Annotated in this window: 16 protein-coding genes; 1 reads left to right on the top strand and 15 read right to left on the bottom strand. The window is 69.1% G+C overall.

Annotated features, from left to right (window positions below):
- Nucleotides 1–12: 12 nt before the first annotated feature.
- The 3 genes from OIC96_RS17030 to OIC96_RS17040 form a co-directional block, all read right to left on the bottom strand.
- Entirely contained in the window at nt 13–1083 is a 1071-nt protein-coding gene (locus OIC96_RS17030; RefSeq protein ID WP_330307012.1) for a hypothetical protein, read from the bottom strand.
- On the bottom strand, nt 1083–1733 hold the full coding sequence (locus OIC96_RS17035) for a hypothetical protein (protein ID WP_330307011.1): 651 nt from the start codon (nt 1731–1733) through the stop codon (nt 1083–1085). The genes OIC96_RS17030 and OIC96_RS17035 overlap by 1 nt, the downstream gene beginning before the upstream one ends.
- A gap of 911 nt (nt 1734–2644) precedes the next feature.
- The gene (locus tag OIC96_RS17040) at nt 2645–3172 is read right to left on the bottom strand and encodes an SRPBCC family protein (protein ID WP_330307010.1); all 528 of its coding nucleotides are present in this window, start codon (nt 3170–3172) and stop codon (nt 2645–2647) included.
- A gap of 67 nt (nt 3173–3239) precedes the next feature.
- On the opposite strand from OIC96_RS17040, the gene OIC96_RS17045 reads away from it, so the two are divergent.
- Complete coding sequence (locus OIC96_RS17045; protein WP_330307009.1) at nt 3240–3839, top strand: helix-turn-helix domain-containing protein; 600 nt, start codon at nt 3240–3242, stop codon at nt 3837–3839.
- A gap of 136 nt (nt 3840–3975) precedes the next feature.
- Here OIC96_RS17045 and OIC96_RS17050 read toward each other — a convergent pair whose 3' ends face one another.
- From OIC96_RS17050 to OIC96_RS17115, 12 genes are all read right to left on the bottom strand, one after another.
- Nucleotides 3976–4620 carry an OmpA family protein gene (locus OIC96_RS17050; RefSeq protein WP_330307008.1) on the bottom strand — a complete coding sequence of 215 codons (645 nt, stop codon included), beginning with the start codon at nt 4618–4620 and terminating at the stop codon, nt 3976–3978.
- A gap of 3 nt (nt 4621–4623) precedes the next feature.
- Nucleotides 4624–5217, bottom strand: a complete 594-nt coding sequence (locus OIC96_RS17055; RefSeq protein WP_330307007.1) for a hypothetical protein — start codon at nt 5215–5217, stop codon at nt 4624–4626.
- Nucleotides 5218–5232: 15 nt separating this feature from the next.
- Nucleotides 5233–5757: a hypothetical protein gene (locus OIC96_RS17060; RefSeq protein WP_406502038.1), complete on the bottom strand. Its 525-nt coding sequence runs from the start codon at nt 5755–5757 to the stop codon at nt 5233–5235.
- A 386-nt stretch (nt 5758–6143) separates the two neighbouring features.
- Nucleotides 6144–6875: a response regulator transcription factor gene (locus OIC96_RS17070; protein ID WP_330307005.1), complete on the bottom strand. Its 732-nt coding sequence runs from the start codon at nt 6873–6875 to the stop codon at nt 6144–6146.
- Nucleotides 6868–8328, bottom strand: a complete 1461-nt coding sequence (locus OIC96_RS17075) for a sensor histidine kinase (RefSeq protein WP_330307004.1) — start codon at nt 8326–8328, stop codon at nt 6868–6870. The genes OIC96_RS17070 and OIC96_RS17075 overlap by 8 nt, the downstream gene beginning before the upstream one ends.
- A complete protein-coding gene (locus OIC96_RS17080) occupies nt 8325–9215 on the bottom strand; it encodes a DUF5936 domain-containing protein (RefSeq protein ID WP_406502037.1) in 891 nt (296 codons plus the stop codon). Before OIC96_RS17080 ends, OIC96_RS17075 begins: the two co-directional genes overlap by 4 nt.
- 13 nt (nt 9216–9228) lie before the next feature.
- Nucleotides 9229–10170 (bottom strand): type II secretion system F family protein, encoded by a 942-nt coding sequence (locus OIC96_RS17085; RefSeq protein WP_330307003.1) that lies wholly within the window; start codon nt 10168–10170, stop codon nt 9229–9231.
- A gap of 88 nt (nt 10171–10258) precedes the next feature.
- The gene (locus OIC96_RS17090) at nt 10259–11599 is read right to left on the bottom strand and encodes a CpaF family protein (RefSeq protein ID WP_327431331.1); all 1341 of its coding nucleotides are present in this window, start codon (nt 11597–11599) and stop codon (nt 10259–10261) included.
- 18 nt (nt 11600–11617) lie between these two features.
- Nucleotides 11618–12025 carry a TadE/TadG family type IV pilus assembly protein gene (locus tag OIC96_RS17095; RefSeq protein WP_330307002.1) on the bottom strand — a complete coding sequence of 136 codons (408 nt, stop codon included), beginning with the start codon at nt 12023–12025 and terminating at the stop codon, nt 11618–11620.
- Nucleotides 12022–13638, bottom strand: a complete 1617-nt coding sequence (locus OIC96_RS17100; protein ID WP_330310274.1) for an AAA family ATPase — start codon at nt 13636–13638, stop codon at nt 12022–12024. The genes OIC96_RS17095 and OIC96_RS17100 overlap by 4 nt, the downstream gene beginning before the upstream one ends.
- Nucleotides 13639–13716: 78 nt before the next feature.
- Complete coding sequence (cpaB, locus tag OIC96_RS17110) at nt 13717–14430, bottom strand: Flp pilus assembly protein CpaB (RefSeq protein WP_327431330.1); 714 nt, start codon at nt 14428–14430, stop codon at nt 13717–13719.
- Nucleotides 14431–14500: 70 nt separating this feature from the next.
- Complete coding sequence (locus OIC96_RS17115; protein ID WP_330307001.1) at nt 14501–15385, bottom strand: hypothetical protein; 885 nt, start codon at nt 15383–15385, stop codon at nt 14501–14503.
- Nucleotides 15386–15501: the final 116 nt, after the last annotated feature.

Here is a 15501-nt window from a genome sequence, read left to right on the forward strand (position 1 = left end):
CCCGTCCGTGCTCTACCGATTGATGGACTGGATTTCCTGCACCGCCATGTCCTGGGTGGTCTCGAATGTGCCATCCGGTAGGTCGCCCTTCGCGCCGCCGGATCCCTCCCAGGAGATCTGCCAAGTGATCGACGCCGTCAGCTGGTACGGCTTGCCGTTCGTCGCCCGCTGGTAGGTGATGCCGCACGGCGGAGTCTTGTCGGCGTCGCCCTGGGTGTACGGGGTGCCGATGGAGCCGTCGTCGTTGATCTTGCAGTCGCCGGACGCGGGGTAGGTCTCGGCGTCTTCGGTGCCGGGATTCAGGTGCAGGGCAACCGGCTTCGCGGTGGTCTCCGCCCACACTCCCGCGTCGGCCAGCTCGGCCCGGACCTTGACCTCTTTGAAGGTGCCCTTGTCCAGCCACACCCAAGTGGGCAGGTTCACGATGGACTTGGTCGCGGGCTTCAGCTCGACCTCGGTCTCGGGGACCTTGATCTTGTCGTAGGCGTAGGCGGCGAGGACGTCCGGGGTGGGCGCGTGTTTGTTGTCGGGGAGAGTGTTGGCGTTCTGCCAGAACAGGGTGTTCTCGCAGACGGACGACTCGGGGTCGTTCTCCCTGTTCTTGTTGATCACCCCGCGCCAGAACCTGCCGTCCTTGCCGACGTTGAAGTTCTTGTAGCCCTCTCCGCTGCCGGCCTCTGCCTTGCCCTTGTCGTAGTGGTCCACCATCAGCTCCTCACCCCAGCTGAGCGTGGGCGTGACGGGCACCAGGTCCCCACCCTTCTTGAGCCGGTCCACTGCGGCCTTCAGCTGCTGGGGCGTGGCCACCGGTTCGTACCAGCACGCCGGCGGCTCCCAGTTGGGATCCACCGGGGCGAGCGCCTTGGGGGAGCTTCCCGAGGTGCCGCCGCTCACCTGCGTGACCTTGATGCTGGTGGCGGTGGCCTTGGCGGTCAGCGTGCTGCCGGACGCGCCACCGGAAGGGCCAGAGGGCAGCGGCGCCTGGTCGTGGTCCTCACCAATGGCGTAGGCCGTTGCGGAGGACAAGCCCGTGGCGCAGACGGAGGCGGCGAGGAGGACGCATGTCTTAGCTACGGACCGCATCAGCTACACGCCCCCGGAACGGTGGTCAGGGAGGTGGTCCTCCAGACACCTTGGGAGTTCTTGTCCAGCCTGACCCGGTACTGCAGTACGTGCTCGGGCTTGTCCGGAGTATTGATGATCTTGCCGGTCTTGCGATTCTTCGTGGATGCCTTGCGCTCGTCGACACAGTAGAAGAGCACACCCGAACCGGAGTCGCTGATCAGAACCTTGGGGTCGAAAACGGTGACCTTCCCGATCAACGTGTCGTCATCGTCGACGAACTGCTTGATCCACGTGCGGGCGGAGGCCAGGGTGGCTTCCGAGTTGTAGAACGCGACAGCATCCGAATCCGGGTCCGTCTCGATGACCGCCGCGTACTTCGACCGCAACTCCTCGCGTCCGTCGTTCAGGATCGCCTGGAGCTTGGAGTCGCTGTTCGTCCAGCTCTGGAAGTCCGCCTGGAACGAGCTGGGGAGCTTGATCTCCGGCCGCTTGACCCCGTCGGCCACGGCCGAAGCGGATGGGCTCGCCGAGGCCGTGCTGTTGTCGGCATCAGCCCCCTTGATCTTGTCGGATGTCGAGTCGTCGCCACCTCCCGATCCACAGGCGGTCAGCAGTAGGGCTGCGGATGTGGTGAGCGCGGCTGTCACGAGCCGGGCGGGGCGGTTCACTCTGGACTCCCGTTGAGGTGAGGGGTAACTCAAGCGAACCAACGCTATCCAAGGGGCGTCTGAGGACACCAGGCGGGTCTCCGACAAGATCGCACCAACCACCGCAGGATTTAAGCGAATTAGGACGGATTGACCCGCACGCCATGTGACGAGGCAGCACGCATCGAGCGATCGACGACCCAACTCTCGGTCATTGCAGACGGTCGACTGCGGCTACGCCGTTTGCCGTCGCATACCTCGCCGGCACGTTTCCACGGTCGCGTCCCGTGGCGTGGTGCAGCCAACCAAGGATGACGAAGGCCCAGGGCTCGGGGGCTCCAACAAGCGTCACAAGCCCAGCGATTGGCAGATTTGTTCCACGCCCAGCCCCGTCCACCTGCCACTTTCGGCTTCCCCAGTGGAACAGATCCGCCAATCACCCCCACACCACCTGGAGGGCCTTCGGACGAGCCCGGACAGGATCGCCACACCACCCCCAGGCCGGCCCGCACCGACGAGCCCATACGCTCCTGCCCACTTGACAAAAACGCCTACATATCAGGATCTCGCGATCCGTGGCATGGAGCGATGCGCTGACCTGCGCGGTCGCCTCCTGTCTCACGGGCCGACCTGCAAGATCAGTCTCACTTTGCTGCCAGATCCCCAGCGGCCCAGAGTGCGCTCACGGGCAGCACGTGGACCCTGTCGTCCAAGGCGTAGCTCTGCGTGCCCAGATTGAGCACGACCCGCCGACGAAGGAGCCGCAACGCGCCCGTCGTAGGCCTCCAGCACCAGATCGGCCTCGACCTTGTCGTGCGTACGGAAGTGATCTGGGATGACAGGTTCGTCGAGCCAGCCGACCTGCCGCAGCGCTTCGTTGACGATGAAGGTCAGCGGTAGCTGCCCGTGAACCCGGTGCGCCGGCGACGCTCTCAACGTCGGACTGGTGCCGCCCTACTTGCGAGTGCGTCGACGGCTTGCTGGAACTGGCGGCGCCAGCGTGAGGCGAGCATCGACTTGGTCAGTCCGATGACTGTGCCGTCGAATACCTCGGTATTGCCGATCCGGGTTCCCCCGCCGGCTCGCGCGGTGAAGGTCCACAGATGACAGGACCGCACGCCGTTGGCGTCGCCGGACCAGGAGACGCGGTGGGCGGACTCGGCGATGTCGACGGTGACGTGGTCGGTGGTGGTCCCGGCGGGAAAACCGAGGCGGAGCGTCTGGTCGAAGGTCGCACCCGCCGCGAATCCGGGCGGCCCGGTCCACTCGGTGGCCTGGTGCAACGGCGACCAGGACGGCCAGTTGCCCAGGTCGCTCCAGAGTGCCCAGACCTCATGCGGGTCGGCCGGGGTATCGGCTGCCGCGGCGACGACAAGCGTCTTCCAGCCGGGCCGGGTTACGCCGATCCCTTCCAGGCAGAACTGGACATTCTGGTGGGTGGCTGGGTCCTGGCTCGTCATGTCTGATCCTCCTCAGATACAGTATCCTGGAATTCAGATGCATCATCCTGGTCACGGAGGCGGCACGTTGTCAACGGATCCAGCAGAGGCGGTCAGTGCGACGCTGGCGGCGAATCTGCGGGCGGGAAGAACCGAGCGCGGCTGGCGCCTGGAAGACCTGGCCTCTCGCAGCGGTGTCAGCCGCGGCATGCTCCAGCAGATCGAAACCGGTCAGACCAATCCCAGCATCGCGACGGTCGCCCGTATCTGCGCCACACTCGGGATCTCCATCGGACAGCTCGTCGAGCCGCCGGAAGACCTGGGCCGGGTGACGACCGCCGCCGACATCGACGTACGGCGAGCCGGCCGTGCCAGCGAGGCGAGGCTGCTGATCAACGACGGGCAGGCGCCCTTCGTCGAGCTGTGGGATTTCGACATCGCGCCGCACGACGAGATCAGCTCGCACGCCCATCCCACCGGCACGCGCGAGTTGATCCACCTGCACCAGGGAGAACTGATCGTGGAAGTCGGCGGGGCCGTGTTCCACGTCGCGGAAGGCGGGTCCGTACGCATCCGGGGCGACCGAGCCCACGTGTACCGAAACCCGACCGCGCAGTCGGTCCGACTGACCATGACCGTGGTCTACTTCGGCAACCAGGACCCGCGCTACGCCCGGCCCGCCACCTGACTGGGTCCCGCGTCGCAACAGCCCAAGCTGCCGTGCGGGCGGCATCTTGGGGCCTGGACGGCGGTGGCATAGGTGCCGCCGCCGTGCAATTCTCGCTGAGATTACGCAGCGAGTTCTGAGACCCTGCGTCTGGGACTCAGCTCTGCGTACCGCCGCTCGACGCCCCGCGCGGGAACGTCACCTCCACCCGGCGGTTCTTCCTGCGGCCCTGTTCCGAGGTGTTGTCGGCGATCGGGTAGTCCTCGCTGTAGCCGCGTACCTCGAAGGTGATGTCCGTCGAGCCGAGGGCGGCGGCCAGTTGGTCGTGGACCGCCTCCGCGCGCTTCTTGGAGAGGGTCAGGCCGTGGGCGTACGAGCCGAGGTTGTCGGTGAAGCCGAAGACTCGGACGGTCGTCGCGTTCTGGGCCTTGATCTCGTCCGCGATCGCCTGGATACGGGAACGGGCGTCCGGGTTCAGCTTCGAGCTGTCCTTGGGGAAGAGCACCTCTGCTTGCAGCGCGAACGTCACGTCCGAGTTGGTGTCCTCGCGGCGCTCCTCGCCGCCCAGGTCCTCCACCACCGACTTGATGTCCAGGACCTTGGCGGGGGCGAGGGTGGCGCCGTCGGCGAGTTTGAGGCCGGGGCTGGTGGCGTCGACTTCCGGGGGCGGGGATGTCGTCACGCTGCCCGGGGGTGCGCTCGGGTCGTCGTCCGCGTACGCCGGGGCGCCGGGGAAGCCGAGGGTGAGCAGTACGACCACGGCTGTGAGCGTTGTCGTGGTGGTGCGGCGGGGTAGGGCCATGGGTCAGCCCTCGGAGATTTCGATGGAGGCGGGGGGCATGGAGCCGACTTGGAAGTCGACCTTGGTGGTGTCGGAGGGCGGGGCGGGGAATTGGGCGAACCAGTCGGCCGACTGCCCCGCGTCCACGCCGCCACCGTCGAACTTGGTGCACAGGCAACGTCCTTGGGTGTCCCGCAGGACCAGGTATTTCTTCTTGCCATTGCTGTCGACCAGGGATGCTCCGGCCATGGAGGCGCCGTTCCTGCTCAACTCTTGTTCGTCACCACGCCAGTTCGAAGCGATCCAGAACTTGCCGCCGCCATTGCTCACCTTGCCGCTCACGGTCACGAACCCGCCCTGGTCACGAACAGCCGAGGTGATCGTGAGCGTGATGTCGTCACCCTTGACCTCGGCAAGCACCTGGTCCTGACTCGGCGTCTGCGACGCCTGGCTGGCGCCACCGTCGCCATTCTTGCCGGACTGGGGTGTAGACGAAGTCGTCTGAGGCTTGCCATCTCCGTCTCCTCCGCCGCACCCAGACACCGTGAGGAGCAACCCAGTCGTGATCGCCATCGCGGCCATTGCCCTGCGGCCCTTCATGGTGTGCCGGAGATCCATCGGTACGGCTTCCTCTCACTCGGCCAGATGCACAGAGAACAGCACGGACGCGTCGGGAAGGTCGTCCGAATTGAAATCTTCGGGATCGATGTCGACGGGATCGCCGCCGCAGTCCAGCTCCACGAGCTTCTTGGGATCCGCGTCCGGGGCGAAGGTGCAGCGCGGCTCGATGACCGCCGTCGCATGGGCCTTGGCGTGTGTGGTCTCCGTGCCCGGGATGATCGAGTCTCCAACGGTGTATCGGGTCTCGATGGCCACTCGGTAGCCCGGAAATCCGTTCACATTGGTGGGCTCGGCTCCACCTTGCACCGTCGAGTCGTTCTCAGCGGCCAGCCGCTCGGCCGCGGCCGTCGCTCCCGCACCCTTGAACAGGTCGCCGTCGAGCCAGTCCAGCCATTGGTCGTCCTTGCCGACGGCCCCCGCCAGGCCCACCATCAGCTCGTCGCGGGATTCCTGAGCGGCCGCCAACGCCGCAGCGTCCGCCGCGGATTGAGCTCCATTGCGGGCGGACGCTGCTTGTGCGAACACGAAGAAGGCCAACGCGGCGAAGAGCAGTATCCCCGTCAGCCAGATGTAAATGGGGAGCGTCTGCCCTCGGTCGCCGCGGACCGGTCGGATCAGCCGCCAGTGACCTGGGTGACTGCGGTCCTGATCGCTCCCGAGATCAGCCCGTCCAGGCCGATCTGGTCGATCAACGTGAAGATCCCCGCAATGATGATCATCAGGCCCGCATACTCCACGAACCCCGCCCCCGCGTCCCGCCCACGCCCCCGCATCCGAGAGACAACGGTCCGCCTCCACCCACTGAACCCGCTCATCGTCACAACCCTCCCACCCGACGCCACCACCAACCCGAGCACCGTACGTGAGAACACCCTCACTCCGGGTGGGCCCAGGGACCCAACTTCTCGTTCCCGTAGGCGGAGTCACCGGCTCCACCCCTCGCGGGTCGTGCCCAGCCAGTGGGCGATCGCTTCGCTGCGTGAGGAACTGTGCAGCTTTGCGAAGATGCGGTTGATGTGGTTCTTGACGGTCTTCTCGCTGATGAAGCAGGTGGCGGCGATTTGGCGGTTGTTCATGCCGGCCGCGATGAGGTCCATCACCTCCACCTCCCTTGAACTCAGGCCGAAGTCGGGCTGGTTGGGGGCGCGACGGTGGAGTCCCGCCGCGGGTACGGGTCGAGCCTTTGACGACTGTGCCATAAATGGTTGCAGATGCGAAGTGCTTTCGTTTGGTTCGTACGAAACTCCGAGTGAATTCATGACAGTTGGCCGCCCGTGGCGCAGGGCGCGCACCGCCGTGATCAGTTCGGCGGCCGTGAACTCGCCGTGGACCAGGTAGCCGGACGCGCCACGGCGCAGCGCCTCCGCCACGACCTCGGGTTCGCGGCTGTACGTCAGCATCATCACGGGGGCCAGGCGGGCCAGTTCGGGCAGTGCGGTCAGGCCGTCCGTGCCGGGCATGCGGACGTCCAAGAGGACGACGTCGGGGGTGAGGCGGGTGGCCGAGGCCACGGCTTCCTCGCCGTCCGCCGCCGCCGCGACTACCTCGATGTCCGGGTGGCCGCCGAGCAGCGCGGTCAGGCCGGCCCGGACGACCGGGTTGTCGTCGGCCACGAGTACACGCAGCGGCGGGCCGGTAAGTGCCTGGTCAGGCATGTGCGGCCTCCTCTTGGGGGGTGAGGGGAGTGGAGGGTGCGCGGGGGTGGACCAAGGGGACCGAGACCGCTACCTCGGCGCCGCCTTGGGGGGACGGGTTCAGGTGGATGTGTCCGCCCAGGGAGGCGGCTCGTTCCGTCATGCCCAGCAGGCCGAAGTGGCCGGATTCCGTCGCCTCGGTCAGGGTCACTGTGGGTGGGAGGCCCACGCCGTCGTCCTGGACACGCACCGTGAACTCGGTGTCGGAGACGCTCAGTTCCACCGTTACCCGCGTGGCGTTCGCGTGACGGTGGGCGTTCTCCAGGGCCTCGGACACGATCGCCAGGACGTGGTGAGCCGTGGTGCGGGGGAGGGTGGGGTGGTCGCCCTCGTGGATCAGGGTCGTGGGGAGGTGGGTGCGCGACTCGAACTCTGCGGCACGGGACGCCAGTTCGGAGAGCACATCCCCGTGGGGAGTCGTGAGGTCCGTGTGACGGCGTAGGTCCGAGAGGAGCGCGCGGGACTCCGTTGCCGCTCTGCGTGCCGCGCCCGCCACCACCGTCGCCTGGCGCTTGAGCGTGTGCGGGTCCGACGCGTCCGCCGACGCGGCGAGTGCCTCCGCCGCCAGGGCCAGGCCGTGCAGCGTCTTCGCCACCGAGTCGTGCATCTCGCGGGCCAGGCGGGCCCGTTCGGACTCCACGGCCTCGGCGACGGCCAGACGGGAGTTCGCCTCGGACAGGGCCTGGCTGGCCGTGCCGAAGCGGAACATCAGGTTGCGGAGGGTTACGCCGATGATGCCGGCGCCGATGCAGAAGCCCGCGATGAGCAGGGTGTTCGCGCCTGCCCCTGGGCGGTGGTCCCATGCCCTGAACACCGTCAGGAGGACGATCAGCTGTATGCCCGTGAAGACTCCGGAGCCTCGCCAGCCGTAGAGCAGGCCCGCGAGGAGGGGGGTGCAGACCGTCGCGTAGGCGAGGGGGGATGCGGGGGACGCCGTCAGGAGCAGGATCCCGCCGAAGGTCAGGTCCACCGCCATCAGGGTCGGGTGGGCGAGGAGGCGGGGGCCGAAGCGGTCCCAGTCCCTGAGCATGGCGTACGAGCCCATGACGCCGAGTACGGCCGCGGCGAGGACCGCGTAGCGAGGTGGGCCGTCCGTCGCGTTCGACATCGCGAAGGGGGCGCCGATCGCTATCGCCGCGAGGCGTACGGCGAAGGCCTGGCGGCACAGCGCCTGGAGCGCGTTGAGCTGGAGGCGGATGCTGCCGGGGGCGGGGGCGTCGTCCGCCAGGTATCCGGCGTCGCCGCCCTGGGGCCAACCTGTGCTGGTCTCCGTTCCCGGGGGCCCGGCGCATTCGTGACCGTCGGGGTGGTGGCGCTCGCCTGCGCTCGCAGGGTGCCGCTCTCCTTGGGACGGGCGCCGCAGCCGTGGCGGCCCGGACAGCCACGGCCAGTGGATTCCGCGGCCTCTCATCATCGGCCCAGGATCGAGCCGAAGTTCGTCCCCGAGCCCAGGAACATTCCCGTCGCGATCAGGATCATCGTGGCCGGGAGCATGAAGACGAGGGTCACCATGGTCGCCTTGGGGATGGTCTTCGCGGCGCGGCGGCGGGCGTTCTGGGCGTCCGTTCGGCGCATGTCCGTGGCCAGTTGGATGAGGGTCTCGGCGATCGGGGAGCCGAGCTCCTCGCCCTGTTGCAGGGCCGACACGAACTGGGCCACCTGTTCGGAGGAGTTGCGCTTGCGGAGCTCGTCGAAGGCCTGGCGGCGGCTGACGCCCATGTCCATCTGGCGGAGGGTGATGCGGAGCTCGTCCGCCCAGGGGCCCTCGTACTTCTCGGCGACCCGGTCCAGGGCCTGGCGGAAGCCGAGGCCCGCCGAGACCACGACCGCCAGCACGTCCAGGAAGTCCGGCAGCGTGCGGTCGATGACCTCCTTGCGTTCCCGGACGGCCTGCCAGATGGCGGCGTCGGCGGCGAGCAGTCCGAACGCCAACGCGAGGGCGGCGAAGAGGAGTTGACCGTTGGAGAAGAAGACGAAGGCGAGTACGACGCCGAAGATGCCGTACACCGCTCGGCGGGCGGCATAGCGGTTCAGCGTCAGACCGCCGGGGTTGCCCGCCATGTCGATGCGGCGGCGCTTGGCGTCCACGTTGCGGGGGCCCATCAGACGCAGGACCGTGGGAGCGAAGCGCATGCCCAGTCGGTCGACGGCCGAGTCCGCCTTGGAGACGCGGGTTCCGCCGACCTCCAGGGCGAGCTGGAGGTCGCTGGGGAGTTTGGCGTCGGCGCGGATCATGCGGATGCCCAGGAGGACGCCCGCGACAGCCGCGCCCATCAGGACGCCGAGCAGCAACGGCAGCAACGTAACCCCTCCCTCATACTTCGATCTTGCCGAGCCGGCGGATGACGAAGAAGCCGACGGTGTAGAGGCCGAGGGCCAGCAGGACCAGGCCCTGGCCGAGCGGGGAGCCGGTGACGCGGGCCAGGGCTCCCTCGTTCGAGGAGTTGATCAGCACCAGGGAGCCGATGCCCAGGAACGGGACCGTGAAGGCCGTCGCGTTCACCTCGGAGAGCATCGTGCGGACCTCGCGGCGGGTCTCCTTGCGGTCTTCCAGCGTCTGGGTGAGATTGCGCAGGGAACTCACCACCGAGCCGCCCGCCTTGTTGGCCAGGACGAGGGTCGTGACGAGGACGATCAGCTCGCGGGACGGGAGACGTTCGGAGAGTTCGGCGAGGGCGTCGTCCACCGTGCGGCCCAGGGTCAACTGGTCGGCCACGTGAGCCAGTTCCTCGCCCGCCGGGGCCTCCAGCTCCTCCGCCGCCATGGCGAGGGCCGTCCGCAGCGCCAGTCCGGCCGCCGTCGCGTTCGCCAGCAGGCGGGCCACGTCGGGGAGTTGGCTGATGAACGCCTCGATGCGTTTCTGGCGCTGCCAGTTGAGGAAGATGGCGGCGCTCCAGACGCCCAGGATCCCGGCGATCGGGCCGAAGAAGGGGGCCAGCGTCGCGGCCGCGATCAGCCACAGCGCCACGACCACCGCCGCGACGTAGGTGAAGAACTCCCCCGCCGTCACGTCGAGTCCCGTCGCCGACAGCCGCAGATGGATCGTGCGGCCGAGGCGGGTGCGCCGCAGTCGGCGGTCGATGCCCGCGAAGCGGCGTACGCGGCCGGCCGCCGTGCGCAGGGGCCCGCCGCCGGAGAGGCGGTCGACGAGGGCCTGGCGCTGGGCACGCCCCGAGGCGTACGCGTGGACGCCCGCGACGGCGAGTGTGCCGCCGAGGACGGTGGCGCCCAGGGCGAGGAGGGCCGGGTTGTTCATGGCTGCCTCCCTTCGGAGGTGAGGGACTCGGAGGTGAAGGACTCGGACGTGGGGCGCGTGGAGGTGCGGGGCTCGGAGGTGCGGGGCCTCATCCGATCGCCTGCCTCGTGTCGAGTACGTCGATGGCCTCCGCGACGCCGAAGGCGGGCGGCAGCGGCTCGTTGGCGACGTACAGCTTCTCCGCGATCTGGCGTGGGACGGGAAGGTGCTCGAAGTGGCCGCGGACGACACGGTCCGGGCCGACGGGGCGGGGCACGAAGCGGGTGACGGGCGTGACGCGGAACTGTTCGCGGCCGTGCGAGACGAGCAGCGCGATCTCCGTGACCTTGCGGGAGCCGTCGGCGTGCCGGGAGAGCTGGACGACGACGTCGACCGCGGAGTTGATCTGGTCCTTGAGTGCCTCGAAGGGGATCTGGACCTCGGACATCGAGCCCAGGGTCTGGAGCCGCATCAGGGCGTCCTCGGCGGAGTTCGAGTGGACGGTGGCCAGGGAGCCGTCGTGGCCGGTCGACATGGCCTGGAGCATGTCGAGGGTCTCGCCGCCGCGGACCTCACCGACGATGATGCGGTCGGGGCGCATGCGCAGGGAGTTGCGGACCAGGTCGCGGATGGTGATCTGGCCCTTGCCCTCCACGTTCGGGGGACGGGATTCCAGACGGATGACGTGCTCCTGCTGGAGCTGGAGTTCGGCCGAGTCCTCGATGGTGATGATGCGTTCGTGGGACGGGATGAGCCCGGAGAGGGCGTTGAGGAGCGTCGTCTTCCCAGAGCCCGTTCCGCCGCTGACGATGACGTTGAAGCGGGCCCGTACGAAGGCCGCGAGGAGCATGAGCATCTGCTCGTCGAGGGAGCCGAGACCGATGAGCTCGGGGAGCGTGTACGCGCGGGGGAAGCGGCGGATCGTGAGGGTCGGGCCGGTGAGGGCGAGCGGCGGGATGATGACGTTGACGCGCTCGCCGGTGGGGAGGCGGGCGTCGACCATCGGGTTCGACTCGTCGACGCGGCGGTTGACCGTCGAGACGATGCGTTCGATGGTCTGCATGAGCTGTTCGTTGGAGGCGAAGCGCAGGGGGAGCTGTTCCACGCGGCCGGCCCGCTCCACGAAGATCGAGTCCGGCCCGTTGACCATGATCTCGGTGATCGACGCGTCGGCGAGGAGGGGTTCGAGGACGCCGAGCCCGAGGGCTTCGTCGACGACCCTGCGGATCAGCTGGGAGCGTTCCGCGGAGGAGAGGACCGGGCCCTCGCGGCTGATGATGTGGCCGAGGACGCGCTCCAGGCGTACGCGGCGTTCGGCCGCCGCCAGGCTCGACATCTCGGCGAGGTCGATCTCTTCGAGGAGCTTGGCCCGGTAGACGGCGACGAGGTGTCCGTCCTCACGGGCCGGTCCCCCCTCGTCGGGGGCGGCGATACGGGAACGCAGGCTCATGGTTTCGGCTCCTCCCGGTCAGTCGTCGGTGGGCATGGTGGCGTGGCGGACTACGGTCACAGCGTCGAAGAGGGGGATGACGGAGGGGACGGTGACGGTGACCGTCGCGGTGGTGACGTCCGCGCCCTCGGGAGCCGACACGGCCGGGTCGAGCCAGCCGCTCACCGCCGCCTGTCCGGCCGCCGCGCCGTCGCCGCCCTGCGAGGCGACCCGTGCGGCGGCTCGCGCTCCGGAGCCCGCCTGATTGATGCCGTAGCCCACCAGGCCGAGCTGGATCGCGGCCATTCCGATGACCAGCAGGATGGGCAGGAATCCGGCGAACTCCAGGATGGAGACGCCCCGGTCGTCCAGGCGGCGGGACCGGCTGGACCGGTGCGACTGGCTGGACTGGCTGGACCGCCTTCGGCGGAGTGTCGGCAGGGTCATCCGCCGTCCCCCTCCAGCGCCGCCCCCGCTTCCCCGCTCACATGCCACCCCGCGTCGAACCCCGGGAAGAACAGCGGCACGTCCACCTCGACGCTGGCCTTCATCACGGAGCCCGCGGCACCGCAGTTGATCGTGGCGCCCTTCCAGGCGCCGGGCAGGTGCTGCTCCCCCGCCGACGCGCACGCTCCCGCGACGTCGCCGTCGACGGCGTACGCCGCTGTGGCCGCGCGGGCCGCCTCGTCCGCCGCGTTTCCGGCCAACGAGTACGTGTAGCCGTACAGCACGCACTGCCAGAGGATCGACATCACGACCAGGAGCAGCGGGAACATGCCCGCGAATTCGAGGGTCACCGCTCCCCGGTCGCCGCCCCGGCGGCGCAACGCCAGCGCTCCCCGGTCCGACGACGCCTTACGACGACGGCCGCCGCCCCCGCCCTCCTGGGCGACCACGAGTCCCAGCTCGCCCGCGAGCGCCCACAGCGCCTGTTTCACCGTCGAGCGGGTGTCGAGGTCCTGGAGGCGGCCCGCGTCCACGACGGACTGGAGTTCCTTGAAGGCGGCGGGGACCGCGGAGCGGGCGACCTTGGTGCCGGTGACGCGTTCGACGAGGGAGGGCTGGATCTCCGTACCCCGCGCGAAGCGGTTCACGACCGTCGTGGTCTCCTCCGCCTTGCGGATCTGGAGGCGGTCCCACATGCGGACCATGCGTTTGGCGGCCCGGACGGCGACCACATCCGGGGTGACGAGGAGCAGCGCCTGGTCGGCCATCTCCACGGCGGCGGCGGTCGCGGAGTTCATCTGGGAGCCGCAGTCGACGACCACCACGTCGTGGCGGGAGCGCAGGGCGGCCAGCACCTGGCGGGCCACCCGGTCGGTGACCTCCTCGCCGCGTTCGCCCTCGCCGGGGGCCAGCAGCAGGCCGATGCCGCTGTCGTGGGTGTAGACGGCGTCCTGGAGCACCCGGGGGTTGATGTCGCTGATGCCCGCGAGGTCGGCGATCGACCTGCGGAACTGCACGTCGAGGTACGACGCCACGTCCCCGGACTGGAGGTCGAGGTCCACCAGTGCCACCGAGCGGCCGGACGCCCCTGCCGCCAGGGCGAGTTGGACCGCCGTCACCGTCGCGCCGACGCCCCCCTTCGCGCCGGTCACCGTGACGACGGTGCCGCCGGGGCCCGCGTACAGCTCGGGCGTGCCGCTGCCGAGGTGGCGGCGCATGCCGAGGGACCACGCGGCGGCGGCCTGGACGCGTTCGGCGAGGGCGTCGTAGCCCAGGGGCAGGCCGATGATGCCGCGGGCGCCGGAGTCCATGGCGCCGGTGAGGACGCCGGTGCTGGTGTCGGCGGTGATGAGGACGACACCGACCGCCGGGAAGCGCATCACCAGGTCGCGGATCAGGTCCAACGCCGGTACCGGGCCTATGCGTTCATGGACCAGGACCACCTCGGGCAGCTCGTCCAGGGACTCGACGGCCAGCCTCGCCAGCGTGTCCAGCAGTGCCGTCGAGTCGGGGACGGGCGGGGCCGGTTCGGCGTCGGCGAGCTGGCTCAGCAGGGTGGTGAGCGCGCGGGCCGAGTCGATGTCGCCGACGGCGGGGAGGATGCGGATGGTCATCGGCACAGCCCCGTACGCGTCGGCCCCGTACGCGGCCATCGGCACCGCCCCATAGGCGTGGACCTCATGCGCGGCCTCCTACTTGTCCTCGTCGAGGGTGTACGTACGGTCGCCGGGTGCGACGGCCGTGTCGGAGCCGCCCGCGACCAGGGCGAGCCGGACGTGTTCGGCGAACGACTCGGCGTACGCCACGCGTTGGGCGTCGGCGGTGTCGAGCGCGAAGGTGATGGGGACGGCCTGGGTGGCGCTGTTGCGTCGGTCGGAGCTGGACTGGCCGGGGTCGAGCGCGGTGAGCTTGCCGACGTCGATGACGCGGGCGTTCTCGACGATGACCTTCGACTGGTCGGTGCCCTTGTTGTTCTCGGCCTTGAAGGTGGCGTAGATGTTGACCCGCGAACCGGGGTTGATCTTGCCCGCGACACCCGTCGCCGCGTCGATCATGATGGCGATCTCCTGCTGCCCCGCAGCCAGTTCGGGCCGGTCCACGATCATGTCGGTCTGCAGCAGGGAGCCCTTCTCCAGCTGGGTGACCGCGATCTTGCCGCGGATCTGGGAGAGGCTGGTGACGGCGGTGGACGACAGCCAGCGCTTGGGCATCGAGATCTTCTCGAACTGGTCGGCCGACAGCTCCTTGTAGGGCGCGATGTCGCCCTTCAGACGGTACGCCGCCACCTCCGGGCCGACCTTGGAGTTCACGTCACGGATCACCGAGAGCACTCCGGCGAAGGCGCCCAGGGCGCACAGGGCCGAGAGGACCAGCAGGATGACGCCGCGGCGCTGGCGTGAGTTCATGACGCGGACAACCTCGTTCGTGGGGCGGGGACGGCGGGGTCGAGCGGTCGTGCCTGGTGTGCGGGTGTGCTTATGTGGCGCCTCGGGGCAGGGCGCGTACTGAGGAGACTGCCCGGGTGGCGGTGGTCGGAAGCTCGTTCGACGACGGTGGTGGCGGAAGGGGCGCGGCACAGAACCCGCAGCGGTCACCGATGAGTTCGAGGCCGCACCAGTGGCACTCCTCCCGCCGGACGGACGAGACGAGCTGGTAGAGCACGGAGACGTCGTACAGCCCGGCGGCGAACTCGGCGATCCGTGACGTGCCCCACCAGCGGGCCGACTCCTCCGGGAGCGGGACGGTCGCGACGCCCTGGGCGCGCCAGGCGGGCGCGAGCTCGGCGGTGACCCAGTCGGAGGGCGGCTGGCCCGCGGCGACGAGCAGCCGGGTGCCGAACTCGGGTCCGGGCAGCTCCTCCTGGCCGACCTTGATGAGCTGGGGTCGCGGATTGGCCAGTACGGCGAACTGGGCGCCCGGCACCCAGGACTTGGCGTGGGACTTCAGGGACACCGGCACCCGGTCGAGCTTGGCGACCGAGCCGAGCAGGGCGCCGGCGTAGATGTAGTGGGCGAGCAGCCGGGCGGAGGACGCGAGCACGCCGGGGCTGAAGTCGCAGACGGACAGCTGTCGCAACTGCTGGGCCAGCAGGGCGACTCCGAGTGGCGGGAGGTCGATGCCGATCAGCGCGATGCGGTCGCTCTCCAGGACGGAGCGGATGGTGTGCAGCCGCCGTGTCACGTCACCGGAGACGGAGGACGGATAGAGCGAGATGACGTAGCCGTGCTGCTCGATGAGCGCGTGCATCCCGGTGAGGGAGCTTTCGAGGGTGTCGAGCGGCTGGACGACCGCCGGCGGGGTCTGCCGGTCGTGCGGCGGGAGCACCAGGTCGGGACTGGTGACGGCTATCGCGGTCGGCACGCTGCACACACCCCGTTCGCTGCGGCGGGGTGGTCAACCACCGCCTCAGATCGCCCCTGTTTCGCCATGGACCGTCACAGATGGCCACAGATCGTCACTGTGACGTCCTCTTGCAT

The sequence above is a fragment of the Streptomyces sp. NBC_00775 genome (assembly GCF_036347135.1).
Taxonomy (GTDB): domain Bacteria; phylum Actinomycetota; class Actinomycetes; order Streptomycetales; family Streptomycetaceae; genus Streptomyces; species Streptomyces lutosisoli.